The organism is Bifidobacterium moukalabense DSM 27321 (assembly GCF_000522505.1).
Lineage (GTDB): Bacteria > Actinomycetota > Actinomycetes > Actinomycetales > Bifidobacteriaceae > Bifidobacterium > Bifidobacterium moukalabense.
In genome coordinates, this window is sequence record NZ_AZMV01000007.1 from 502,321 (window position 1) to 524,513 (window position 22,193).

At 61.0% G+C, this 22,193-nt stretch carries 20 protein-coding genes and 4 tRNA genes; 19 read left to right on the top strand and 5 right to left on the bottom strand.

Going from position 1 to position 22,193, the window contains the following annotated elements:
* Window positions 1–122 precede the first annotated feature (122 nt).
* Window positions 123–1,511 carry an NCS2 family permease gene (locus BMOU_RS08320; protein ID WP_034876645.1) on the bottom strand — a complete coding sequence of 463 codons (1,389 nt, stop codon included), beginning with the start codon at window positions 1,509–1,511 and terminating at the stop codon, window positions 123–125.
* Window positions 1,512–1,962: 451 nt separating this feature from the next.
* On the opposite strand from BMOU_RS08320, the gene rplJ reads away from it, so the two are divergent.
* From rplJ to BMOU_RS08350, 6 genes are all read left to right on the top strand, one after another.
* The gene (gene rplJ / locus BMOU_RS08325) at window positions 1,963–2,484 is read left to right on the top strand and encodes a 50S ribosomal protein L10 (protein WP_034876647.1); all 522 of its coding nucleotides are present in this window, start codon (window positions 1,963–1,965) and stop codon (window positions 2,482–2,484) included.
* Between the two features lie 111 nt (window positions 2,485–2,595).
* The gene (gene rplL, locus BMOU_RS08330) at window positions 2,596–2,976 is read left to right on the top strand and encodes a 50S ribosomal protein L7/L12 (RefSeq protein WP_034876649.1); all 381 of its coding nucleotides are present in this window, start codon (window positions 2,596–2,598) and stop codon (window positions 2,974–2,976) included.
* Between the two features lie 248 nt (window positions 2,977–3,224).
* Window positions 3,225–4,547: an MATE family efflux transporter gene (locus BMOU_RS08335; RefSeq protein WP_171001997.1), complete on the top strand. Its 1,323-nt coding sequence runs from the start codon at window positions 3,225–3,227 to the stop codon at window positions 4,545–4,547.
* Between the two features lie 139 nt (window positions 4,548–4,686).
* Window positions 4,687–6,162 (top strand): variant leucine-rich repeat-containing protein, encoded by a 1,476-nt coding sequence (locus BMOU_RS08340; RefSeq protein ID WP_235143754.1) that lies wholly within the window; start codon window positions 4,687–4,689, stop codon window positions 6,160–6,162.
* A gap of 8 nt (window positions 6,163–6,170) precedes the next feature.
* On the top strand, window positions 6,171–9,794 hold the full coding sequence (locus BMOU_RS08345; protein ID WP_034876655.1) for a helicase: 3,624 nt from the start codon (window positions 6,171–6,173) through the stop codon (window positions 9,792–9,794).
* A 65-nt stretch (window positions 9,795–9,859) separates the two neighbouring features.
* Window positions 9,860–10,063: a hypothetical protein gene (locus BMOU_RS08350; protein ID WP_051428965.1), complete on the top strand. Its 204-nt coding sequence runs from the start codon at window positions 9,860–9,862 to the stop codon at window positions 10,061–10,063.
* 68 nt (window positions 10,064–10,131) lie between these two features.
* On the opposite strand, the gene BMOU_RS08355 is transcribed toward BMOU_RS08350, so the two are convergent.
* The 3 genes from BMOU_RS08355 to BMOU_RS08365 form a co-directional block, all read right to left on the bottom strand.
* A complete protein-coding gene (locus tag BMOU_RS08355) occupies window positions 10,132–10,773 on the bottom strand; it encodes a flagella basal body P-ring formation protein FlgA (protein WP_034876659.1) in 642 nt (213 codons plus the stop codon).
* 112 nt (window positions 10,774–10,885) lie between these two features.
* Window positions 10,886–11,068 (bottom strand): FmdB family zinc ribbon protein, encoded by a 183-nt coding sequence (locus tag BMOU_RS08360; RefSeq protein ID WP_034876661.1) that lies wholly within the window; start codon window positions 11,066–11,068, stop codon window positions 10,886–10,888.
* A 129-nt stretch (window positions 11,069–11,197) separates the two neighbouring features.
* Complete coding sequence (locus BMOU_RS08365) at window positions 11,198–11,842, bottom strand: 5-formyltetrahydrofolate cyclo-ligase (protein ID WP_034876663.1); 645 nt, start codon at window positions 11,840–11,842, stop codon at window positions 11,198–11,200.
* A 68-nt stretch (window positions 11,843–11,910) separates the two neighbouring features.
* Between BMOU_RS08365 and BMOU_RS08370 the strand changes: the two genes are divergently transcribed.
* The 11 genes from BMOU_RS08370 to dapC all read left to right on the top strand — a co-directional run bounded on the left by BMOU_RS08370 (window position 11,911) and on the right by dapC (window position 19,506).
* Window positions 11,911–12,564 (top strand): GNAT family N-acetyltransferase, encoded by a 654-nt coding sequence (locus BMOU_RS08370; protein ID WP_034876665.1) that lies wholly within the window; start codon window positions 11,911–11,913, stop codon window positions 12,562–12,564.
* 61 nt (window positions 12,565–12,625) lie between these two features.
* Window positions 12,626–13,801, top strand: a complete 1,176-nt coding sequence (locus BMOU_RS08375) for a hypothetical protein (protein WP_034876667.1) — start codon at window positions 12,626–12,628, stop codon at window positions 13,799–13,801.
* A gap of 217 nt (window positions 13,802–14,018) precedes the next feature.
* Window positions 14,019–14,312, top strand: coding sequence for a co-chaperone GroES (gene groES / locus BMOU_RS08380; protein WP_034876669.1), 294 nt, complete (start codon window positions 14,019–14,021; stop codon window positions 14,310–14,312).
* A gap of 284 nt (window positions 14,313–14,596) precedes the next feature.
* Window positions 14,597–14,678 (top strand) — tRNA-Tyr (locus BMOU_RS08385).
* Window position 14,679: 1 nt separating this feature from the next.
* A tRNA-Thr gene (locus BMOU_RS08390) sits at window positions 14,680–14,751 on the top strand.
* Window positions 14,752–14,756: 5 nt separating this feature from the next.
* Window positions 14,757–14,830 (top strand) — tRNA-Met (locus tag BMOU_RS08395).
* A gap of 51 nt (window positions 14,831–14,881) precedes the next feature.
* Window positions 14,882–15,052 (top strand): 50S ribosomal protein L33, encoded by a 171-nt coding sequence (gene rpmG / locus BMOU_RS08400; RefSeq protein ID WP_003814458.1) that lies wholly within the window; start codon window positions 14,882–14,884, stop codon window positions 15,050–15,052.
* A 61-nt stretch (window positions 15,053–15,113) separates the two neighbouring features.
* Window positions 15,114–16,313 carry an FAD-binding protein gene (locus tag BMOU_RS08405; RefSeq protein ID WP_034876673.1) on the top strand — a complete coding sequence of 400 codons (1,200 nt, stop codon included), beginning with the start codon at window positions 15,114–15,116 and terminating at the stop codon, window positions 16,311–16,313.
* A gap of 83 nt (window positions 16,314–16,396) precedes the next feature.
* Entirely contained in the window at window positions 16,397–17,896 is a 1,500-nt protein-coding gene (locus tag BMOU_RS08410) for an amino acid permease (protein WP_034876676.1), read from the top strand.
* A gap of 32 nt (window positions 17,897–17,928) precedes the next feature.
* Window positions 17,929–18,249 carry a ferredoxin gene (gene fdxA / locus BMOU_RS08415; protein WP_003837405.1) on the top strand — a complete coding sequence of 107 codons (321 nt, stop codon included), beginning with the start codon at window positions 17,929–17,931 and terminating at the stop codon, window positions 18,247–18,249.
* A 108-nt stretch (window positions 18,250–18,357) separates the two neighbouring features.
* Window positions 18,358–19,506 (top strand): succinyldiaminopimelate transaminase, encoded by a 1,149-nt coding sequence (gene dapC / locus BMOU_RS08420; protein ID WP_034876679.1) that lies wholly within the window; start codon window positions 18,358–18,360, stop codon window positions 19,504–19,506.
* Here dapC and dinB read toward each other — a convergent pair.
* Window positions 19,503–20,795 (bottom strand): DNA polymerase IV, encoded by a 1,293-nt coding sequence (dinB, locus tag BMOU_RS08425; RefSeq protein WP_051428948.1) that lies wholly within the window; start codon window positions 20,793–20,795, stop codon window positions 19,503–19,505. The two genes, dapC and dinB, sit on opposite strands and share 4 nt — an antisense overlap.
* A gap of 130 nt (window positions 20,796–20,925) precedes the next feature.
* Here dinB and BMOU_RS08430 point away from each other — a divergent pair, with 130 nt between their 5' ends.
* On the top strand, window positions 20,926–21,843 hold the full coding sequence (locus tag BMOU_RS08430; protein ID WP_034876681.1) for an EamA family transporter: 918 nt from the start codon (window positions 20,926–20,928) through the stop codon (window positions 21,841–21,843).
* Window positions 21,844–22,018: 175 nt separating this feature from the next.
* Window positions 22,019–22,106 (top strand) — tRNA-Ser (locus BMOU_RS08435).
* Window positions 22,107–22,193: the final 87 nt, after the last annotated feature.

A 22,193-nucleotide genomic window follows, 5' to 3' on the forward strand; every position in this document is an offset into this window, starting at 1 on the left:
CGCCGAAGATTCGTCGAGCACCGCTGTATGTGCGTGCATACGAATGGGCGACCCCGCCGTGCGGTGGGGTCGCCCATTCGTATACCCGGGGTCGTCCGGGACCGTGGAAGGTCCTCGGAGGACTACAGAATCGCAGTCACCACGAAGTCCAGGATGAACAGGATCGCCACGATCCAGATCACCGGGTGCACGTCCTTGGCCTGCTTCTTGCAGGTCTTGACGATGCAGTAGGTGATGAAGCCGCCGGCGATGCCGTAGGAGATGGAGTAGCTGAACGCCATGAACACGGAGGCGAAGAACGCCGGGATGGCCTCGCAGATGTCGCCCCACTCGACTTCCTTGAGTGAGGATGCCATCATGCAGCCGACCACGACGAGCACGCCTGCGGTCGCGGCGCTCGGCACGGCGGAGATGACCGGGGACAGGAATGCGGACAGGGCGAAGCAGACGGCCACGACCACGGAGGTCAGGCCGGTGCGGCCGCCCGCGGCGATGCCTGCGGAGGACTCCACGTAGGTGGTAGTGTTCGAAGTGCCGCAGATGGCGCCGATGGAGGTGGCGATGGAGTCGGCGAACAGGGCCTTGTCCATCTTGGAGGAGAAGCCGGAACCGTTCTCGAGGGCCGCTTCGTCGGCCGCGGAGAAGATGCCGGTGCGCCGGCCGGTGCCGATGAAGGTGCCGATGGTGTCGAAGGTGTCGGACATGGAGAAGGCGAAGATGGTCAGGATGATCATCGGCAGCTTGGCTACGTCGGAGAACAGTGCCGGGAAGCCGTCGGCGGTGAAGATCACGCCGAAGGTCTGCGGCAGCTGGGCGAAGGTCTCGGAGATGGACACGGAGTTGGCCATGGTGGTCTGGCCCATCGGGATGCCGATGATGGCGGTCAGGGCGATGGCGAGCAGCATGCCGCCGCGCACCTTGAGCACGGTGAAGACCACGGCGAGCAGCAGACCGATAAGGAACAGCCAGATGGTCGTGTTGTTCATGACCGCCAGGCCTGGGGTGGCCGCCACGGTGTCGCCGCTCTTGGCGTCGGCCTTGGTGGTGAAGGTGAAGAAACCGACGTTCAGGAAGCCGACGTAGGCCACGAACAGGCCGATGCCGCCGCCGATGGCATTCTGCAGCACTTCCGGAATGGCCTTGATGATCATCTTGCGGATCTTGGTGACGGTGATGATGATGTTGATCAGGCCGCACAGGAACACCATGCACAGCGTTTGCTGCCAGGAGAAGCCGAGGCCGAAGCATACGGTGTAGGTGAAGAAGGCGTTCAGACCCATGCCTGCGGCCTGTGCATACGGAACGTTGGCGAACAGGCCCATTACGAGTGTGCCGATGATGGCCGCGATAATGGTGGCCAGGAACACGCCGCCCCACGGCATGCCGGTCTGCGAAAGAATCTGCGGATTGACGATGATGATGTACGACATGGCGAAGAACGTCGTCAGACCGGCCACGATTTCCGTGGATACGGTGGTGCCGTTCTCCTCCAGATGGAAGAACTTTTCCATATTCTCTATCTCTATCTTTCTTGGGTTGGTAGGAACATGCCGACTTGCGCCGGCGCGTTCCGGCGAGAATCGCGACTCGCCTGGAATCGTCGGATTCCGAACGAGCCAACCGTAGCACTCCCATAAGTCATGAATATTGCGTGAATCTTTTGCGAGGGGCTCTTCGCCCTTCGTCCGCGTTCGATCAGGCCGACCGGTCGCAACACGCCCGAGACGGGTTAGTCCAGCGCCATCCGTAAGTTATTTATCTGTAAACCACAGACCGTTGGTTGGAGTGTGCAAGCACTCACGAAGTTTGGTTCGCCAAGCCAACGCAGGTTGAAGAACATACGCCCGTCAAGGGTATGCCGCTTAGCGGTCGAATGTTGCTCTGCCTGCGCGCAGGGCTTTTTTGTTGCCCGGCGAGACGTTCCGAACCTCACAGTCAATGGCCGACTAAGGAAGGAACGCCATGAAGAGGCCCGAAAAGGAAGCGGTGGTCGCTCAGCTTACGGACAAGTTCCGTGACGCTGACGCTATCTACCTGACCGAGTACCGCGGGCTTACCGTTCCGCAGATTTCTGAACTGCGTGAAAAGCTAGGCCGCGATACTTCCTACACTGTGGCTAAGAACACGCTGATTCGCATCGCAGCCAAGGAAGCTGGCATCGAAGGTCTCGATGAGATCCTCGCCGGCCCGACCGCTGTGACCTTCGTGAAGGGTGACTTCATCGAAGCTGCGAAGACCCTGCGTGACTTCGCCAAGACCAACAAGGCACTGATCGTCAAGGGCGGCTATGCTGATGGCACCGTCTACGATGCTGAAGGTGCCCAGAAGCTGGCAGACCTCAAGTCTCGCCCGCAGCTGCTCGCCGAATTCGCCGGCGACATCAAGGCCACGATGTCCAAGGCCGCGTACCTGTTCAACGCTCTGCCGACCAAGGCCGTGCGTACGATCGATGCGCTGCGCGAGAAGCAGGAAAAGGCTGCCTGATTTCACTGCGGCCCGCCGCGTGAATCGACAACTGAAAAGAAAAGAACAAATTTTCAGGTGACGGTTACCTCTTCAATCTGACCCCGTCACCAAGAATGAAAGGAAGCCATTATGGCTAAGTACACCAACGATGAGCTGCTCGAAGCTTTCGGTGAGATGACCCTGGTTGAGCTCTCCGAGTTCGTCAAGGCCTTCGAAGAGAAGTTCGACGTCGAGGCTGCCGCCCCGGTCGCCGCCGTCGCTGCCGCTCCGGCTGCCGGCGCTGCCGCTGAGGAAGAGAAGGATGAGTTCGACGTCATCCTGTCCGCCGTTGGCGACAAGAAGATCCAGGTCATCAAGGCCGTCCGCGCCATCACCTCCCTGGGTCTGGCCGAGGCCAAGGCTCTGGTCGACGGCGCTCCGAAGGCCGTTCTGGAGAAGGCCAAGAAGGAAGACGCCGAGAAGGCCAAGTCCCAGCTCGAAGAAGCCGGCGCCACCGTCGAGCTCAAGTGATTCGCGCGGCTTCAAGCCGCAGTCACCATGCTTGGAGAAAACCCCGCTGCCATATGGCAGCGGGGTTTTCCGCTATATATGCCCACACCTGGCATCGTTGCCGGGAACCGGATCGCGCCCGGCGGTTGTTCGCCGGTCGGGGAAACACAGAGTCGTCGAAGCGTGGGTGAGTATGGTGTGACGACGTGAAAAACAAGCAATCCCAAAAAACCAAAACCAAGAAGGACGCTGATGCCGAATATGCGGAAATGACGCAGGGCCCGCTCCGCTCACTGATCATCAGACTCGCCATCCCGGCAATCATCTCCAATCTCGTAACCACCATCTACAGTCTGTCCGACACCTTCTTCATCGGACGGCTTGGCACCGCGCAATCCGGCGCCATGGGCATCGCCTTCAGTGTGATGACCGTGATTCAGGCCATGGGATTCTTCTTCGGCAACGGTGCCGGCAATTCCATGAGCCGCGAGCTCGGCAAACATAACAACACGCGTGCGGCCAGACTGCTGTCCATCGGTTTCATCGGTGCCCTTGCCTCAGGCCTGGCCATCACTCTTGTGGGGCTGTCCACGTTGCATCCGCTGGTGCGCATGCTCGGGGCGACGCCTACGATCGAGCCGTACGCCGTGACATATCTGATACCGTTGCTTATCGCGGCCCCGATGATGTGCGGCTCCTTCGCCCTGAACTGTCTGTTGCGTTATCAGGGCCTTGCTTCGCTTGCCATGATCGGATTGGTCATCGGTTCGGCGCTGAATCTCATTCTGGAACCGGTATTCATCTTCCTGCTGCACATGGGCATGTTCGGCGCCGCGTTGGCGACGGCGATCTGCCAGACCATCAGCTTCGTCATTCTTGCGGTGCTCAGCATGATGCATGGTGTGGTGCATTTCTCGCTAAGGCAATGCAGACTCACCGTTCCGCTTGCCCGCGAGATCGCCGGCGGCGGACTGCCATCCATGATTCGCAACGCCGCCGGTACGCTCGCCGTCACCTGCGTGAACATCGCCGCCAATCCGTTCGGCGACGCGGCCATCGCCGGTATGGCCATCGTCATGCGCATCATGCTCGGCGCGAACTCCATCATGATCGGTCTCGGCCAAGGCTTCCAGCCCGTGTGCGGCTACAACTACGGCGCAGGTCTTTACAAGCGGGTGCTGAAAGGCTTCTGGTTCTGCGTGAAGGTCGCGACCATCGCGATGCTCGCCTTCGCCGCAATCATATGGATCACGGCACCCGATCTGGTGCGCATTTTCCGCGATGACACCGCGGTGGTGCTGATCGGTACCGCCGCATTGCGGTTCCAGTGCTACACGTTGGCATTGAACGGGTACAACATGATGGCCAACACCATGCAGCAGACCATCGGCAAAACCGTGGCCGCTTCCTTCCTTGCCTTCTGCCGCTTGGGATTGTTCCTTGCGCCGGCCGTGCTCATATTGCCGCATATGCTGGGCATCGTCGGAGTGGAATGCGCCCAATGCGTCTCCGATGTGCTGACGTTGATCTGCACCATTCCGGTGCATAGGCGCATTCTTGATGGCCTGAACAGGGAGGAAATCGGAGCCTAGGCGGCCCGGAGGCCGATGATCGCCACTACAATGGGGGAAATAGGCGAAAGTTGTCGATTTGACGCGTCATAATCCTCCATAACATGGTGAAGCATGACACAATGGCAGTAGTGTTGTGTGCGAAAGGAAGGCCGGAACGGTGAGCGAAGATCAACGAACGGCGCAGCAGTGGATCGTCGGGGTCGATGGAAATGACCTGAAAACGGTGAAATCCGGCGAAAGCGTCGAACTTGGGCGCAAGCCGCTACGGCCGCTGGCGGATGACGGATATTCCCGTCTCGATATCACGGATGCCAATAAGTCGATGTCGAAACGCCATGCGGTGTTCGCCGTGGACGATAACGGCACCGCGACCATCCGCGATCTGAACTCCACCAATGGCTCGTTCGTGGTGCGCCCGAACGGTGAGCTGATGCGTCTGCCTTCCGGCGTCGATTTCATGCTGCCAAGCTCGCCGATCACCATGCAGTTCGGCGATGTGAAGGTCACGTTCCGCCGTGAGCGGGTCTCCGGCGATGCCAAGACGAAGCCGTCGGTGGCCGATCTGTTTGATTATGCGCTTGCCGATGAGGGCCCGCAGGAACCCGATGCCGCCGACATGTCGGTGGATGACATTCTGAATCTGCGCGCCGGAGAGCCGACCGCGCTGTTCAACGCCCGTAATGTGTCCGCCCGTGTGGACGCGCTGCACAGGGCCGAGCGGCAGTCCTTCGCACCGGTGCGTGCCGGTGAGTCCGAATATGAGGACCTTCCGTCGGTGTCGCTGGTGCAGCCGCAGAATGACGCGCGCGACGAGGCGCCGCGAGACCTGTTCGCCGATGCGCAGGCGGAGGCCGATGCGCAGGCTGAGCAGGAGCGGGAGGATGTCGAACTGACCGACGCCATCGACCGTGCCAAGGCGCAGGCCGCCACCGTGCAGGGCATCAACGAGGCGCTGGCGGCCGATGCCGCGAAGTCGGATGCGCTCGCGCAACTGAAGTCCGATACCATTGCGGTGAATGACCTGTTCGGTGCCGGAGCCATCGATCGACGGCAGGGGGAGACCGACCTCCAGCCGGAATTGCCGGAACGTTCGCCTGCCGAAGAGCGGGACGAGCCGATTCAGGAACGTCAGGAGGAATCGGCCGAATCCATTGAACGGCCGCAGCCGGAGCAGGAAGCCGCTGCCGAGCGGCCTGAGCGGACCGAGCAGACAGAATCATCCGAACAATCCGATGATTCGCAGCCTCAGGTGGGTGCCGACGATGAGCGATTCCGCCCGTCGGCGTCGCAACCGCAGGGTGATGCCGAACCGTCCGTTGACGAGACCGTGACCTTCACGCCGGTATTCGAACCGGGATCCGTCTTCGATCGTGTGTCCAAGGGCGGCTTCGCCAAGCAGGAACAGACCATCGAGGTTGATGGCCTGACCTCCGACGAGGCCAAGCGCACTGATGATTTCACCGTGCAGTTCGAGATGGCGCGCCATCCGCAGCTGCTGCCGTTCCTCGCCATGAACCCGTCGCTGTACGACGATCTGTACGCATGGCTGTCGGCATTGGGCAATCAAGATATCGACGCAGCCCTGTCTCGCAATCCTGGGTATGCGGAGTACCGCAAAGCGGTAGGGAAGTGAGTCAACACATGAGCGAAAGCAATGAGCGGTCCACCACTGCGCTGGACCGCATTCGCGGCTGGCGTGAGCAGTATCGTCTGGGATTGTCGCCTTCGGCGCTTGAAGATGTGACGCAGCTGACCGCGCAGTTGGATCTGACGCACGCCCATCCTTCCGGCATCGCGCAACTCTTTGCCAGCGGACATGTCGCTTTGGATTCGTTGTTTCGCGACAATGGCATGCTCCGTGCGGCAGGCCGTCGTGTGGAACGAGTGATTGACGACCGTGAGACGAAAAGCCGTATCAGCGGCGTGGGCGAATTGTCGCTGGTCGTAGGCGTGGCCACATGGAAGGGCAACCAGGTGCCGGTGCTCATGTACCCGGTTGAGGTGCGACGGACCGGTAAGACCGCCGAAAGCGGCACCACCATCGCCTTTACCGGTCGTGTACGCCTGAATGCCTCCTTCGCCGCCGTCATGCGCGAACATAACGTCACCCTGGATGAGGCCAAGCTGTTTGATGGCTCCAACTATGAGAGCGGCACCCCTGAGACCTCGGCTGTCTTTGCGGCCATCACCGCACGCGCGACTTCGGCGTTCCCGGATTTCGAGATCGAGCGACACATCATTCTCGGCTGCTTCATGGATCCGTCCGCGCAGATGCTGGTGGAAAGCCAGAAGATCATCGACCAGCTGGCGCAGGGACCCACCGGCAATACCGTGCTGGACGCGCTCGCCGGAGACAAGGCCGCCCGCGAGGCTTTGAATAACGCCGATATCGCCGAATACAGCCCGTTTGATGGTGACCCTCACGGCGAATATGAGGTCGGCGACGTCAGCAATACCGTTCGTTATGCCGCGCAGATCGCCGCTTCCGGACATTCGCTGTTCGTCGACAGCTCCATCGGCAACAATACCGCCGAACAGGCCGCCGCCATCGCATCGCGGTGCGTGATGAGCGGCCGGTCCGTGCTGTACGTGCCGTGCGTCACCGACCAGCGGCGTCGTTTTGCGCAGGCCATCAACGCCAATGAGATGGGCGGGCAATTGCTTGACATCGCCGATGAGGGTGCCAATGAGACCATCGACCGCCAGCTGATTGCGGCGGTCGGGTTCCAGTCTGGCGTCGCCACCTCCCGTTTCGACCAGTTGGCGGATGAACTGGTGGGTGTGCGTTCCCGCCTGACCAGGTATCTGGGCGACCTGCACGGAGTCAGTCAGGAGTGGGGCGTCTCCGCCTACCAGACCATTCAGAATCTGGCGCAGATCGCCGTGTTGCCCACGCACCCGACCACGCATGTACGCCTAAGTAAGCAGACCGCCCACGCCATCAGTGACAGGATGGAGGATTGGGCCGCCAAACTGCAGCGTGCCGGCGAGCTTGGCGAGTATACGATCACCGAGAAAGATACCGCATGGTTCCAGGCTTCCATCTATTCCGAGGAAGAGGCCGTCAGCGCCCACCAGCGTGTGGTCGAGCTGTTGCGCAAGGTGCTTCCCGCCACCCGTGAGCAGGTGTCCAGCACCGTGCAGACCTGCGGCTTCCCGATTCCGACCACCGCGCAGGAGTGGGGCCGGCAGGTCATGGTGCTCAAGAACCTGCGTCGAGTGCTTGATGTGTTCCAGCCGGAGATCTTCGAACGTGATATCGCCTCCATGATCGAGGCCACCAAGCCGAAGGCCGAACGCAAGGCCGAAGGCAGCTCCATGGGATTCTGGGAGCGTCGTCGCCATATCAAGGAGGCCAAGGGCCTGCTGCGCGTCGGCGCACAGGTGGAGAACCTGCATGACGCACTGCAGGTGGTGGCCAAACAGTCGGAACAGTGGCACATGTTCGTGCCGCACGGTGGTTGGCCGGTGCTGCCCGCCAAGCTTGACGACATTCTGGAAACCCAGGACGAACTGACCCGTGACATGACGGCGCTGAATACGGTTCTGGCCACCACCCCGATGGGCGGCAGCCTGGAAACCGTGGACTTCAATCAGGTCGAAGAGCGTCTCAAGGCCCTCTATGACGACCATCAGTCGCTCGACACCTTGCCGGAGCGAGCGCGTTTGGAACGCGAATTCCACGACATCGGACTGGATGAGCTGGTGGAGGATCTACGCAATCGCGGCATCGACAACAATGCCGTGGCCGGCGAACTGCAATTGGCCTGGTGGACCACCGTATTCGAAGATATCGTGCGTTCCTCCGCGATCATTTCCAATCAGGATGGTTCGGCCCTGCAGGCCGCCGCGGAACGTTTCGCGCAGGTCGACGTGGAACATGTGCGTTCCGTTGGACCCATGGTGGCGCAGGAGTCCATGCGCCGACTGTGCGACATGCTGTTCTCCCGTACGCAGGAGGCCAACCTGCTGCACACCACGCTTGCCGGATCCCGTAGCGTTTCGCTGAATCGCCTGCACAAGGAGCATGCCCAGATTCTCGCCGCGGCCAAGCCGATTCTTATGGCCACCCCCGCCACGCTCGCCGCGGTCACCGATCCGACTCCGCTTGCCGACGTGGTGATCATCGACGCAGGTGCGCATATTCCGTCCGTGGAGTTGATGAGCATCGTCTGCCGTGCGCAGCAGGTCGTGGTAATCGCGCATCGTGAGACCGTCACCTCCGACAGCGTACGGTTGCTGATTGCACTGTTGCCGAGTGTGAAGATCGCCGACAGGCCGGTTCGTCGTGCGCCGAAGCTCGGCGCCTTCCTTGAATCCGAAGGCTATGGATCGGTGCCGCTTGACGTGGCCCGCGAAGGTTCCCAGGGCGAAGTCGCCTATCATCACATCGAAGATGCCAATGGCGTGCCAGTCATGGCCTCCGGACTGGTGGAAAGCAGCCAGCAGGAGATCGACGAGGTGGTCCGCATCATCATACAGCGTGCCTCCTCGTTCACCATCGTGCCCGCCTCCTACACCCTGACGGTGGTGGCGCTTACCCACACGTTCCGTACACGACTGGGGGCCGAGCTCAAGGCAATGGCCACCAGGAACAAGGCGATGGGGCTGTTCCTGCGCCATGTGCGTATCGTGGACATCACCGATGTCGCCGGAGCCCACACCACCGACGCCATCGTGTCGATGTGCTATGCAAAGACCTCCCATGGTCGTCTGCTACAGCAATTCGGCGCACTTGAAGCCGAAGGCGGACGCGGCCTGTTGTTGGACGCGCTGGCCGTTGCCGATCGCCATGTCGATATCGTCTCCGCCTTTTCTTCGGCGGACATGGATGACGAACGTCTGCATCAATCCGGTCCGAAGATGCTCAAAACCGTGCTGCGTTGGGCCGAACAGCTTGATGATCGCCCGGTGCGCCCGTCGGAAAGCGAGTCCGGCGCCAACATCCTGTTCAACGATCTGGCCGATCGCATCCGTGCCCGCGGTCTGAAGGTCGCCGTCGATTACGGATTCGAACGCGGCACCAGGTTGCCATTGGTCGTAGGATTGCCCGATAAGCCGTTCTCGCTGGCCGTGCTGACCGATGACGCGCAGTTCATGGGGCTGCAGTCCACCAGGCAGCGCCACCGTGTGCTGCTGCAGGACATCGAGTCCTTGGGATGGTCGGTGATGACCGTGTGGAGCGTTGGTGCGTTCGTCAATCCCGATAAGGAAGTCGATCGCATCGTGGCACGTCTGAGCGACATCTACCAGGAGGGCAAGTGAACGAGGAGGTCTCGGGCAAGGGGCATTCCGGGCAGGGATCCGTCGACGAGCCTGCCGTGCGGGTGGTGTCCGGCTATTCCGCCACTCGTCACACCCCGCGCAAGCATAGGCGCGTGGTGCGGCAGGGCACTGAGCTCTTCGATGCCGATGGCGTGAAGCTCGAGCCCTCGGACGTGCTCACCGACCGTCAGCGCGCGGCCGATGACGACAAACGCATTCTCACCGAGCTGCCCCCTCATTGGGCCGTCTTCTCCGAACGCGGTCGCTGATTCCGATCGCCTGCCCGCGGCGTTCCGAGCCTCCACGCGAGCGAAGGTTCGGCGCATGCGAGGCCGGGCTACCGGATGACTGCGATGATGGCGGCGTACTCCTGGGCCTGTAGTACGGCGGCGGCCTCGGCCGGCGGCATGGCGAACGTCGCCGTGACCATGCCATTGGCATCTTTGGTGGGTTTGCCCAACATAACCGCCTGTAATGCAAGCTCGCACAAGGCCTCGCCATCATTGTGGGCGTCTCCTTCGGCAAGTACGGCACTGGAGAGCGTCACTTCATCGCCGACGTCAAGCCCGTCGATGGCACTGGCCAGCCGTACTTCGACCGCCGTGTATCCTTGCGGGACCGTGGGGGAGGCGCGTGCCATCGTTGTCGTGACGATGCCGCCGCTGGGAATGTCGATCCGCGCCACCATGCCGGTGACGTCATCGATTGTATGGAATGCGTTATCCCAAGCGGCATCGTATGGGATGTTCCTCATGGCGATGGCGGAGGCCGTGATCGTGCCGCCACGGTGGATGTGTTGCGTCGCCACGACCGCGGGGCGGGTCGCGATTGTCGATCGTAGGCACTGCAATCCCATGAAAACCGCCAATCCGGCGCATAATGCGGCCAAGAGGCGGCGCAGTTGCGCACTCCTCAGCGGATTTTTGGGCGGGCGACGCACGTTCAGCCGGTCCGCCAGATCATGAAAAGAGGTCATCATGCGAGCATGATGACCTGCGGGAATATGATTATGCAAGCCGGATCAGGGGTTGTGGTCGAAGGACGTGGGTTATCCACATCCTCGGCGTGTCGCGCCTGATTCCGGGACCTGTCTACTTGGCTTTGTCCGTACGGTAGAAGCCGGAACCCTTGAACTCGATCGGAACGGCGGAGTAGATCTTACGCACCTGCTCCTCGCCGCACTTCGGGCACACGGTGATCGGGTCGTCGCTGAACGACTGCTGTTCGGTGAAATCGTAGTTGCAGTTCTTGCAACGGTAATGATAGGTAGGCAACGTTTCCCTCCACAACTTCAGATGAGGTTCACACGGTTTCGTAACGTGACCATATCCTAGTACGCGCCCTGAGACGGTTTGACGGGGCATCTCGCGGAATATGCGCGGTGGGCGTATGGATACGGCGTTTCAACGGATGGCCGTATAGCCGTCCGGGGTAAGCACGGCATCAACGGGAACATCGTGCGATTCGTACGGCACCGGCGCGCCCGTGGCCTCCCACGGCCAACAAACCGCCACCACTCGGGCACCGACCGCCTTGTACCCCAGTGCGCGGTCATACCAACCCCCGCCACGGCCCAGGCGAATGCCGGAGGCATCCACCGCAAAGGCCGGCACGATGATCAATCCGGCATCGTTGAGCGCCTCAGGACCGTTGGGAGGATTATCCGGCTCCTGCGGGCGGCGCGTGTTCGGTGAACCGTCATCGTGGCTGATGCCGTGCAATCCCTCCAGATTATCGAGTTCGCTCCAGCCGATGTCCATGCCGGATCCCAATCGGGGCACCAGCACTCGGCATTGCGAGTCGAGCAACGTCTGCAGCAGTGGGGCCATCGCGATCTCGCTGCCCATGGAAACGAAGGCGGCCACCGTGCCGAAGGAATGGATCAGACCTGCGGCACGGGCGTGTCGGGCGATGCTCCGGCCTGCCTCAAGGCGTTCTTCAGGCGTGGTCCGTTGGCGTTCGGCGATGGCCTGATGACGCATGGCCCGTTTCGCGGCGCGCAATCGTTCGTCTGTCTTCGAGGGTTCGGTTGTTTCGGTCGTGTTCATACCGCCTGTTGTACCACGGCATGGTTGCGTGAACCGTGGCGGCGGTGCGGTGGTGGCACAATAGGGGCGTGACCGTTTTCCAAGCATTCCGCGACATGATATGCCACGCACGGGCCAATGCCATCGCTGTGCCGCAGTTCATACAGTCACGGGCCCTTCAGGTGCCGATCAGGCTGCGTCCGCTCACCGTGGAGGACGGCGACGAGTGGAGTGAGGTGCGATGGCGCAATGATGCCTGGCTGAGCCCCTGGGAGTCAGGTGATCCGCTGCATGGCCAGCCGATGTCGTTCGATACGTGGATACGACGGTTGCGCGACAACGAACGCGACGGCACCGGAGTGGTGTTTGTCATGGAGTATCGGCAACGGATCGTCGGACAGATTTCGCTTGGAGCGATTTGTTATGGTGCGATGCGCACCGGAGTGGTCGGATATTGGGTAGATGAACGTTATGCAGGCCGTGGATTCACGCCAATGGCCGTGGCATTGTTGGCGGATTGGGCCATGTTCAATCCCGATGGGCCGCATTTGCACCGGTTGGAAATCGCACTGTTGCCTGAAAACGTTCGCTCCAGACGGGTCGCCATCAAGGTAGGGGCGCGTTTCGAGGGGGTGCGCCGTGCCTATATGTATGTCAACGGCCGGTGGCGCGACCATGAGACCTACGCCCTGACGTCCGAGGATGCGCCTAACGGCTTCACGGCCAGAGTGATGGCCGCATAGATTCGACACGCCCGAAACGGATGTGGCCGGATTGTCAGAAAGTCACCTATTCTTGTGACCTATGGGTTACGAGTCGCTGAGCACGGTGGTCGTGCTTGCGATCGTCGTGATTCTCATGGTTGGATGGCTGCCCAGACGGACGGTCAAGGGCATGAAGCGAGTGATCGAACATCGCGAAGACCGGTTTTCGCCGTCATTGCATCTTGTGGATGCCGACAGCGGAACGAGGTTCTCCGACGTGAACACACCGCAGGCGAAAGGGGCTATAATGCAGTCTTCCGAAGCTCAGGAGGGCAAGATGTCCGAAGAGCATATCGCCCAGGTGCGCGCCCTTCGCCGAGCCGCGGTTCGCAGACGCCGGATCATCGTCATCGCACTGGCCGTGGCGACGATCGTAGTGATCGTCGCAGCGGTTACGTTGCGTTTCAGCGCGTGGTTCGCGCTTATCCCTGCGGTCGCTCTGGCCGGGGTAATGGCCCTTGGCGTACGTGCGTCCAAGCAGGCGAGGGATTGGGAGCGGAAAGTCGCCCGGTATCGTTCCCGAATGAAGAAGAAGGCCGCCGTCGAACGTGAGCGCGCACGTGCCGAACAGGCGGAGCGTAAGAGATTGCATGATGCGGAACTGGCGGAAGCCCGTCGGATCGCCGAGGCGCAGGCGCCGACCGATGTGATGCCGGAGGGTGAGATTCGACAGGCCGTCGAACGAAGCAAGGCGGATCGTGATCGAGCGCTGAATAAGCGTAGGCAGGAAGCCACGGCGAAAGCCGGGGCCGCGCAGGATGCGGACCAACAGAATGCCGGTCTGTCCATTCATGACGAACGCGACGAGCGACGGGACGTGTCTGAAGGCGTCGAAGACAAGCCGATTTCCACGGAGATTTCCGTATTGGACCAGTCCGCGCAGGATCTGATTTCCTTCTCGTTGGGCGCCCCGCGCAACGGCGTCGAGGTCAAGCAGGCCGCGCCGGAAAGCATGGAGATCAAGTCCACCAGGCAGGTCGCCAAGGCCGTGCCGCCGGTTGAACCTGTCGAACCGTTGATCGTGCCCTCCGATGGCATGAGCGACATGGACGAAGACGAGAGCGGGGCGCGTGTCGAGGCGGGCGTGCAGCTCAACGAGGTCAGCGTCAAGGACTTTCACGATACGGAAGTCAGTGCCGAAGTGAAGGCCCCCGATGCCACCTCGGATTCCCTAGGCACCGGTTTGGAGGCCATTCTGGCCCGCCGTGGCGCGTAAGGGTACATAAACGTGTCGAAGCCTGAAACCGCGTGGTTTCAGGCTTTTCTTTGAGGTTTCTCTCTCAGCATTAGCACTCGAGTTGGCAGAGTGCTAATAATCGCGCTAGAGTATATCCCAGCGCGAAAAGGACGACGCCGTAAGTGATCGTCAGCCTCTTGCTAGCGGGTCCCGGCGCGGTAAGTATTGATTTCTCTTAAGAAAGAGGAGGTCCACAGTGTCGATCTCACTCACACCGTTGGAAGACAAGATCATCGTCAAGCAGGCGGAAGCCGAGACCCAGACCGCTTCCGGTCTGTTCATCCCGGACAATGCCAAGGAGAAGCCGCAGCAGGGCGAAGTCCTGGCCGTCGGCCCGGGCCGCCGCAACGACGCCGGTGAACGCATTCCGGTCGACGTCAAGGTCGGCGACAAGGTGCTGTACTCCAAGTACGGCGGCACCGAAGTGCGCTACCAGGGTGAGGATTACCTCATCGTGGCCGCCCGCGACATTCTGGCCATTCTCGGCTGAGCATACGCGTAGCGCATAAAGGCCTTGTGAAAGGTCCCGGTCCGAAGGGGTTCCCATCCGGACCGGGACCTTTCGCGTATCCGCTCCCGGATTTGACTGGAAGACCTGAAGGATGATGTTGGCCTTCGTGTTGGAATAAAGGGGCGCCAGGCCGCGAAAAATGGCGGAATTCCAACGTTTATAAGGACTTTGGCCATGTGCGACACGCCGTATTTGCGTTTATTGGAGGGTCCGTGGCATACTAAACGGGTTGCCGGTTGGGGTTCAAACCGAACAGGCAGCACGGCGGATTTCCCAAGCGGTCAAAGGGAACTGACTGTAAATCAGTCGCCTCGTGCTTCAGTGGTTCGAATCCACTATCCGCCACGCCTCGATAGCTCAGTGGTAGAGCACTTCCTTGGTAAGGAAGAGGTCGTGAGTCCGATTCTCACTCGAGGCTCTCATGGCGGGATAGCTCAGCTGGCTAGAGCGTACGACTCATAATCGTAAGGTCAAGAGTTCGAGTCTCTTTCTCGCTACAAAGACCGACGGAATGTCGGTATAGCAACGAACCACAAGAGGTGAACTAGATGGCAAGCAAGAGCGCCGACATTCGTCCGGGCATCACGCTGGCATGCACCGAGTGCAAGGAACGTAACTACATCACGACGAAGAACCGCCGTAACACGCCGGATCGTCTTGAGCTCAAGAAGTTCTGCCCGCGCTGCGGCAAGCAGACCGTGCATCGCGAGACCCGCTGAGCGAGTTCAACACTTTCAAACCCGACCACTTCGGTCGGGTTTTTTGTTATTCTGGAGCACTATGACAAGTTTTGCAGATCTCACCACCATCGGCGTTGGCGGCCCTATCGCCATCTTTCTCGAACCCACTTCGCGTGTCGGCGTCATCGAAGCCGTCGAAGATGCGGATGCCAAGGGACTGCCCCTATGCGTGATCGGCGGTGGCTCCAACATGCTGGTGGCCGACACGCCGTTCAATGGCGTGGTCGTCCGCGATGCGCGCCGCGCCGTCAACGTGCTTGACGAGGCCGCTCCGGTGGAGAATGGCGAAAGAATCGTGCATGTCAATGCCGAGGCCGGCTGCAACTGGGATGATTTCGTGGATTTCTGCGTAGGGCTCGGACTGGAGGGCGTGGAGGGATTATCCGGAATCCCCGGAACCGTCGGCGCGTCGGTGGTGCAGAACATCGGGGCCTACGGCCAGGAGGTCGGTTCCAACGTACAGAGCGTGGAGGTCTGGGACCGCAAGGAGAAACGCACCTGCGACCTCACCGCCGAGAATCTGCGGTTCGGCTACCGCATGAGTGCGCTCAAGGCCAGCATGTATGCGGCTCCGGCCACTCCCGCCGCCGAATTCTTCCCGACCCCCCGATACGTGGTGCTCTCCGTCACCTTCGCCCTGCATCACAGCGACACCGGCGTGGTCGGCTATGGCCAGCTCGCCAAGGCACTTGGCGTCGGGGTCGGAGACCGTATGAGCACCAAAGACATCCGTAACGCCGTACTCAGGGTGCGTGCCTCCAAAGGCATGTTGGAGGATTCCCACCGCTACTTCGCCGAATCCATGCGAGGCACCAAGAAGGCCGGGTTGGTCGCCATCGCCCATGACGCACAGCGTACCCAATCCGGTAACGACGAACCTGATTTCAACCGCCATAGCTGCGGCAGTTTCTTCATGAATCCGATGCTGACGGTCGAACAGGCGGCGGGCCTTCCCGAAGATGCGCCTCGCTTCGAAACGACTTTGCCGAACGGCGATCCGGGTATCAAGACCTCCGCCGCATGGCTCATCGACCATGCAGGGTTCCACAAGGGCTTCAAAACCGCCGAGGATGCGGCCGCGGGCCTGTCCACACTGCATACGTTGGCGCTGACCAACCGGGGTGGCGCCAGCGCGGCCGATATCGCGGACCTCGCCAAAACCGTGCAGGACGGTGTCGAAACGGCCTATGGCATCCGCTTGGTGCCCGAACCGGTCGTCATCGGTATGGATCTCAGATGACGTCAATGTGACGGTATCGTTCTATACTTGCCCCTTGTTGAGAGCGGCCGGAATGACCGGCCGTATGGAAGAAGGGGATTACGGTGAACGTATTCCGTAAGAAATCCGTTGAGCAAACCATCGCGGAAACAGGTGAGTCGGGACGTTCCCTCAAACGTGACCTCACGTGGTGGGATCTGGCCATCATGGGCGTTGCCGTGGCCGTCGGAGCGGGCATTTTCTCCATCGGTGCGCAGGCTGCGGCCTTCCATGCCGGGCCGGCGGTGATCATCAGCTTCCTGATCGCGGGCGTCGTGTGCGGCGCCGCCGTGATGTGCTACGCCGAGTTCGCGTCGATGATTCCGGTGGCAGGCTCCGCCTACACCTTCACCTATACCACGGTGGGCGAGATCATCGCGTGGGTGATCGGTTGGGATCTGATTCTGGAAATGCTCATGGCGGGTTCCGTCGTGTCCAAGTACTGGGGCGTGTACCTGAACGACTTCTTCCGGTTGGTCGGCTGGAACATCAACACCAACATCGCCATCGGATCGTTCAACTTCGACGTGGCGCCGCTGATCATCGTGGCCTTCTTCACCACGCTGCTCGTGCTCGGCACCAAGATCGGAGCCCGTGTGGATGGCGCGCTGACCGTACTGAAGATCGCCATCGTACTGTTCGTGGTGGTCGTCGGCTTCTTCTACATCAAGGCCGAGAACTTCACCCCGTTCGTTCCACCGAGCGAACCGGCCGCATCCTCCGATTCCGGTGTGAGCACCGCAATGAACCAGCCGTTGTGGCAGTGGGCCACCGGCATGACCCCGAGCATCTACGGCGTGGCTGGCATCATCTCCGGCGCGGCTCTCGTGTTCTTTGCCTTCCTTGGCTTCGACGTGGTCGCCACCACGTCCGAAGAGGCCATCAATCCGAAGCGGAACGTGCCGTTGGGCATCGGTGTGGGCATGGGCCTGATCATCGTGCTGTACACCCTTGTCGCCATCGTCACCACCGGTATGGTCTCCTATAAGGACCTCGCCAAACAGTCGAGTCCGTCCCTGGCCACCGCCTTCGAAATGGTCGGGGCCAATTGGGCCGCCAAAATCATCAGCTTCGGCATCGTGATCGGCCTGGCCACCGTGGTGATGGTGCTGTTGCTGGGGCTTACCCGCGTGGTGTTCGCCATGAGCCGTGACGGTCTGCTGCCACGTGGATTGAGCCACACCGGCAAGCACGGCACCCCGGTTCGCCTGCAGGTCATCGTGGGTGCGGTCATGGCCCTGATCGCCGCCTGCTCCAACGTCGACGTGCTTGCCGATATGGTGAATATCGGTACGTTGTCGGCGTTTACGCTGGTCGCGATTTCCGTTCCGATCATGCGCCGGAAACGCCCCGATCTGAAGCGTACGTTCAGAATGCCCGGCAATCCGTGGGTCCCGATCCTCATTGCGCTCGCCAATGTATGGCTGATGCTCAACCTGAGCGTACTCACCTGGATCCGTTTCGTGATCTGGCTTCTGGTCGGTTTCGCCATCTATTTTGGTTACGGCTACCGGCATGCCCGCCTCGGCACCGGTGAGTTGGATGTTGCCCGAGAGCAAGAGTAGTCTGGAACCGACAAGTTTGTAAGGAGGTAACCATGCCATACGTGATCGCTCAGCCTTGCGTCGATGTCAAAGACAAGGCATGCGTGGATGAATGCCCGGTTGATTGCATCTATGAAGGTTCCCGCTCCCTGTACATCAATCCGAATGAGTGCGTGGACTGCGGCGCATGCGAGCCGGTGTGCCCGACCGAGGCCATTTTCTATGAGGATGATCTGCCCGATGAGTGGGCTTGGTATAAGGATGCCGCCGTCAGCTTCTTCGCTGAGGTCGGTGACCTGGGCGGCGCCTCCGCGGCCGGCCCAATCGGTAAGGATCCCGAGCAGGTGGCGGCCCTGCCTCCGCAGAATCAGTGAGGCTCCCCCTGCTCCCATTTCCTCTGGCGAAGGCCGTCACGTAGAGTGGCGGCTTTTCGTCGTATGCTGGAACGAGTATCGCAGTGCACTGACGTAAGGAGTTCACGGATGGGTTTCCACGAGTTTTCATCGCCGTACGACTGGTCTCGGATTGCCCCCTACAAGCGCACGGCGAAGGCCGCATTCGGCGGCATGGTCGACCTGTCCGTGGGCTCGCCGGTCGATCCGGTGCCGGATTCGGTGCGTAAGGCGCTTGGTGCGGCCTCGAACGACCCCAATGCCTATGGATATCCGGTCACCGCCGGCACCGCCGACCTTCGTTCCGCCATCGCCGAATGGTTTGCGCTGGCGCGCGATGTCGATCTGAAGGCGATCGGAGCGGATATGGTGCCAACCGTCGGTTCCAAGGAAGGTGTGGCGCTGATGGCCTCCCTGCTCCACTTGGGCACCGGAGATGTGGTGGTGCAGCCGAAGGTCTCCTATCCGACCTATGAGATCGGCACCCAGTTGGCCGGCGCCGAGGCGCTCAAGGTCGACGATGTAGCCGATGTGGAATCCTGGAAGCATGTGCCGGGTGTCAGGGCCGTATGGGTGAACTCGCCGTGCAATCCGACCGGTGTGGCACTTGACGCCGGGCAGATGGCCTCGATCGTGGCGGCCGCCCGTGAGGTCGGGGCCGTAGTGCTTTCCGACGAATGCTATGCGTTGATGCAATGGGGGAATGCGGATACCGAGGATGGGACTGAGACGCTCGAATCCTCGCCCTGCGCCCTGCGCCCGGATGCGTGCGGCGGATCCGCGCGAGGCGTGCTTGTACTGTACTCCCTGAGCAAGCAGTCCAATATGGCCGGCTATCGTACGGCATTCATTGCCGGCGACGAATCGCTGATCGTACCGATGACCGCGTACCGTAAGCAGATCGGGCAGATCATTCCCGGACCGGTACAGGCCGCCATGGCCGTAGGGCTTCGCGATCTGGAATCGGTCAAGGCGCAGCGCAGGCGGTATGCGGACCGCCTCGGCATACTGGTCAGTGCGTTGCGTGCCTACGGGTACTGCACTGATATGCCCGATGGTGCCCTGTATGTGTGGGTGAAGGCCAAGTCCGGAGACTGCTGGAAGGACATGGAGCAGCTCGCTCAGATCGGCATCATCGCCAGCCCCGGGGAATTCTATGGGGCTCCGGGGTATCTGCGGTTCTCCGCCACCGCCAGTGACGCCGCCATCGCGGACGCCGCCGAACGTCTGGCCCGCTAGATGCCGAAACTGGCGATATCGTCGCCGTATTTGCGCCGGACCGCGTCCAACGCCTGCTCGGCCCCGCGCAGGCGTTCGGTTTTCGGCTCTTTCCTGCGGGTGTCGCAATCCTGCGCCGTGTCCGCTTCCTCCAGCAGATCCTCCAGCGAAGGCTGAATGATGGCGGAACCAGCCTCGACCAACCCGCTGGCGCTCATGCCGGCCAAACGTACCGGTCGGGGCAGCGAAATCGCATGCACCGAACCGGTTTCCATGCCCATCATCCGCAACAGCAGGTCGACGCACTGCGGATACAGCGCGCTTGCCGCATCCGCCGGCCGCTCCATGGTGCGCCCCTTCGTGGCATAGCTCAGATCCGGAAAACGCAGCTTCACCATCACCTTGCGTGCCATCAGTCCACGTCGACGCAACGAGCTCGCCACCTCATCGCAGCAATGCCGCAACATCGAGCATACCTGCCGCATGTCCTGCGTATCCGCATCGAACGTGCGCTCCGAACCTATCGATTTCTCCGGTGTATACGGCGTGACCGGACGGTCATCCAGACCATGTGATGCCATATGCAGACCATGTGCGGTAATCGTCGATCCCGTGGCCTCGGCCAGGGTCGTTTCGTCCATCCTTGCCAAATCGGCGACCGAATTGATGCCCCATGCATGCAGCCGCCGCTCGAGTGAAGGCCCGACTCCCGGAATGCCGCGCAACGGCATCATCTGCACGAATTCGGCATGCCGGGCCAGAGGAATCATCAGCATGCCGTTCGGTTTGGCGTTCGTCGACGCCATCTTCGCGACCAGTTTGTTCGCCGCGATGCCGACGGAACAGGTCACGTTGTAACGCGCCGCCACCTGTTCGCGAATCCATGCGCCGATTGCGGAGGGGGTATGCCAGCGCAGCAGTGCGCCGGAGACATCCATATAGCATTCATCCACCGACACCTGTTCGATTCGATCGGTGATCCGGCTGAACACTTCGGTGAAGATGCGCCGTGACATCGCGCGATAGTACTGCATGTCGACCGGCAGAAAAATGCCGTTCGGACACAGTTGATGTGCCCGCGAGCTCGCCATGGCCGAATTGATGCCGTATGCGCGCGCCTCATAGCTGGCCGCCGACACCACCGACCGGTTGCCGGTGCCGATGATGACCGGCCTGCCCGCATATTCCGGGTGCCGTGCCACTTCCAGCGAGGCGTAGAAGGCATCCATATCGATATGTAGCACCGTACAACCGGTCTCGTCGTGACCCCAGTCACGTTTGGCCGCTGCGATTCGTGGTGCCGTGCTCATGATTCCATGATATGCGATTCCCACCGAGGATTGAAACAAATGTTCGAATATGGTGTGATCGCCGCGCCTTTTTGCGTGTCGTCTCCGGACCGTCTCGCGAGTACGCTGGTACCCCGTGAAGAGAGTCATCATGACGGCATTGAACCGTTTGCCGATCGTCGTCATCGCCGTCTGCGAGGCGGTGATGATCTATACCGCCACCGGCGTGGCCAAGGTGGCGTTCACTCAATTGGACGCCGTATACGCCGCATGGTACCGCGTCGGTTTCATGGCTCTGATGCTGCTGGCCTGGCGCAGGCCGTGGAAGGCCGACAGGCGCGATTCGTTGCCCGGGACCCGTAGGGATTGGGGCCTGCTGGCGGGGTTCGGCGCGGTTTTGGTGTTGATGAACACCATGTATTATGTGGCGATTAGCAATATGGATATCGGCATCGCCACCGCCATCGAATTCATCGGGCCTCTTGGCGTGGCCGTCATCACCGGGCATAGTTGGCGCGAGCGCGTCGGCATCGGCATCGCGGCCGGTGGCGTGGTGCTATTGGCCGGCATCTCGCTTGGTGGCGAGAACGGCGGCAGCTTTCTGATCGGCCTGATCGCCATTCTGGTCGGCGGTTCCATGTGGGGCTGCTATATCGTGCTCGGCGGCAAAGTCGCGGCCAAGGGTCATCCGATCGACATGCTGTGCTGGGGTACCGTACTTGGTTGGCTGATGCAGTCGGTGTTCCTAGCTCCGGGCGCCATCGTCCATCTGGCGGGGCCCAAGGCCGACGCGACCTGGGTTCATGCCTCGTGGGGCGTCGCGGCGTTGCTGGCATTGCTGTTCCTGGTGTCGTTGTTCGGTTCGTTCCTGCCGTATCTGACCGATCAGGTGGTGATGCGACGCATTCCGTCCGCACGCTATTCCGTGGTGCAGTCCATCAATCCCGCCATGGCCACGTTCATCGCCCTTGCTTTCGGTGAGATTCCGACACTGGGGGAGTGCGCAGGCATCGCGTTGGTGATTGTGGCGGTGATCGTCACGTTTTCCGGAGATGCGAATCCGGCGTAGAGGCCGGTCATCGGATGGCTGCGGGTCGAATTCCCCAGGTCGATTGGATGTCGGTGTGCATCGCGTGTCATGCGGAATCACGCCAACGGCTTACGATTTTTCCGGTTTCTGGTGTTTTGCCTCCGGATAGATGCTATAGTTACATGCTGTTGCGTCGTGACAACGTCACAACAGTGGAGTCATGCCTGAGTGGCCGATAGGGGCACCCTGCTAAGGTGTTAGTCGTGTTTAGCGGCTCGAGGGTTCGAATCCCTCTGACTCCGCGAATGGGCCGGAATCGCTGGAATTGCAGTGATTCCGGTTTTGTTATAGCGGAAAGAACCGGTATGCGAGGCGGCATGCCCTTTGTT

Excerpts from the sequence above, each read along its gene's own strand:
- BMOU_RS08320 (WP_034876645.1), bottom strand. The coding sequence starts at position 1,511 with ATGGAAAAGTTCTTCCATCTGGAGGAGAACGGCACCACCGTATCCACG.
- rplJ (WP_034876647.1), top strand. The coding sequence starts at position 1,963 with ATGAAGAGGCCCGAAAAGGAAGCGGTGGTCGCTCAGCTTACGGACAAG.
- rplL (WP_034876649.1), top strand. The coding sequence starts at position 2,596 with ATGGCTAAGTACACCAACGATGAGCTGCTCGAAGCTTTCGGTGAGATG.
- BMOU_RS08335 (WP_171001997.1), top strand. The coding sequence starts at position 3,225 with ATGACGCAGGGCCCGCTCCGCTCACTGATCATCAGACTCGCCATCCCG.
- BMOU_RS08345 (WP_034876655.1), top strand. The coding sequence starts at position 6,171 with ATGAGCGAAAGCAATGAGCGGTCCACCACTGCGCTGGACCGCATTCGC.
- BMOU_RS08355 (WP_034876659.1), bottom strand. The coding sequence starts at position 10,773 with ATGATGACCTCTTTTCATGATCTGGCGGACCGGCTGAACGTGCGTCGC.
- BMOU_RS08365 (WP_034876663.1), bottom strand. The coding sequence starts at position 11,842 with ATGAACACGACCGAAACAACCGAACCCTCGAAGACAGACGAACGATTG.
- BMOU_RS08375 (WP_034876667.1), top strand. The coding sequence starts at position 12,626 with ATGGGTTACGAGTCGCTGAGCACGGTGGTCGTGCTTGCGATCGTCGTG.
- rpmG (WP_003814458.1), top strand. The coding sequence starts at position 14,882 with ATGGCAAGCAAGAGCGCCGACATTCGTCCGGGCATCACGCTGGCATGC.
- BMOU_RS08405 (WP_034876673.1), top strand. The coding sequence starts at position 15,114 with ATGACAAGTTTTGCAGATCTCACCACCATCGGCGTTGGCGGCCCTATC.
- fdxA (WP_003837405.1), top strand. The coding sequence starts at position 17,929 with ATGCCATACGTGATCGCTCAGCCTTGCGTCGATGTCAAAGACAAGGCA.
- dapC (WP_034876679.1), top strand. The coding sequence starts at position 18,358 with ATGGGTTTCCACGAGTTTTCATCGCCGTACGACTGGTCTCGGATTGCC.
- dinB (WP_051428948.1), bottom strand. The coding sequence starts at position 20,795 with ATGAGCACGGCACCACGAATCGCAGCGGCCAAACGTGACTGGGGTCAC.
- BMOU_RS08430 (WP_034876681.1), top strand. The coding sequence starts at position 20,926 with ATGACGGCATTGAACCGTTTGCCGATCGTCGTCATCGCCGTCTGCGAG.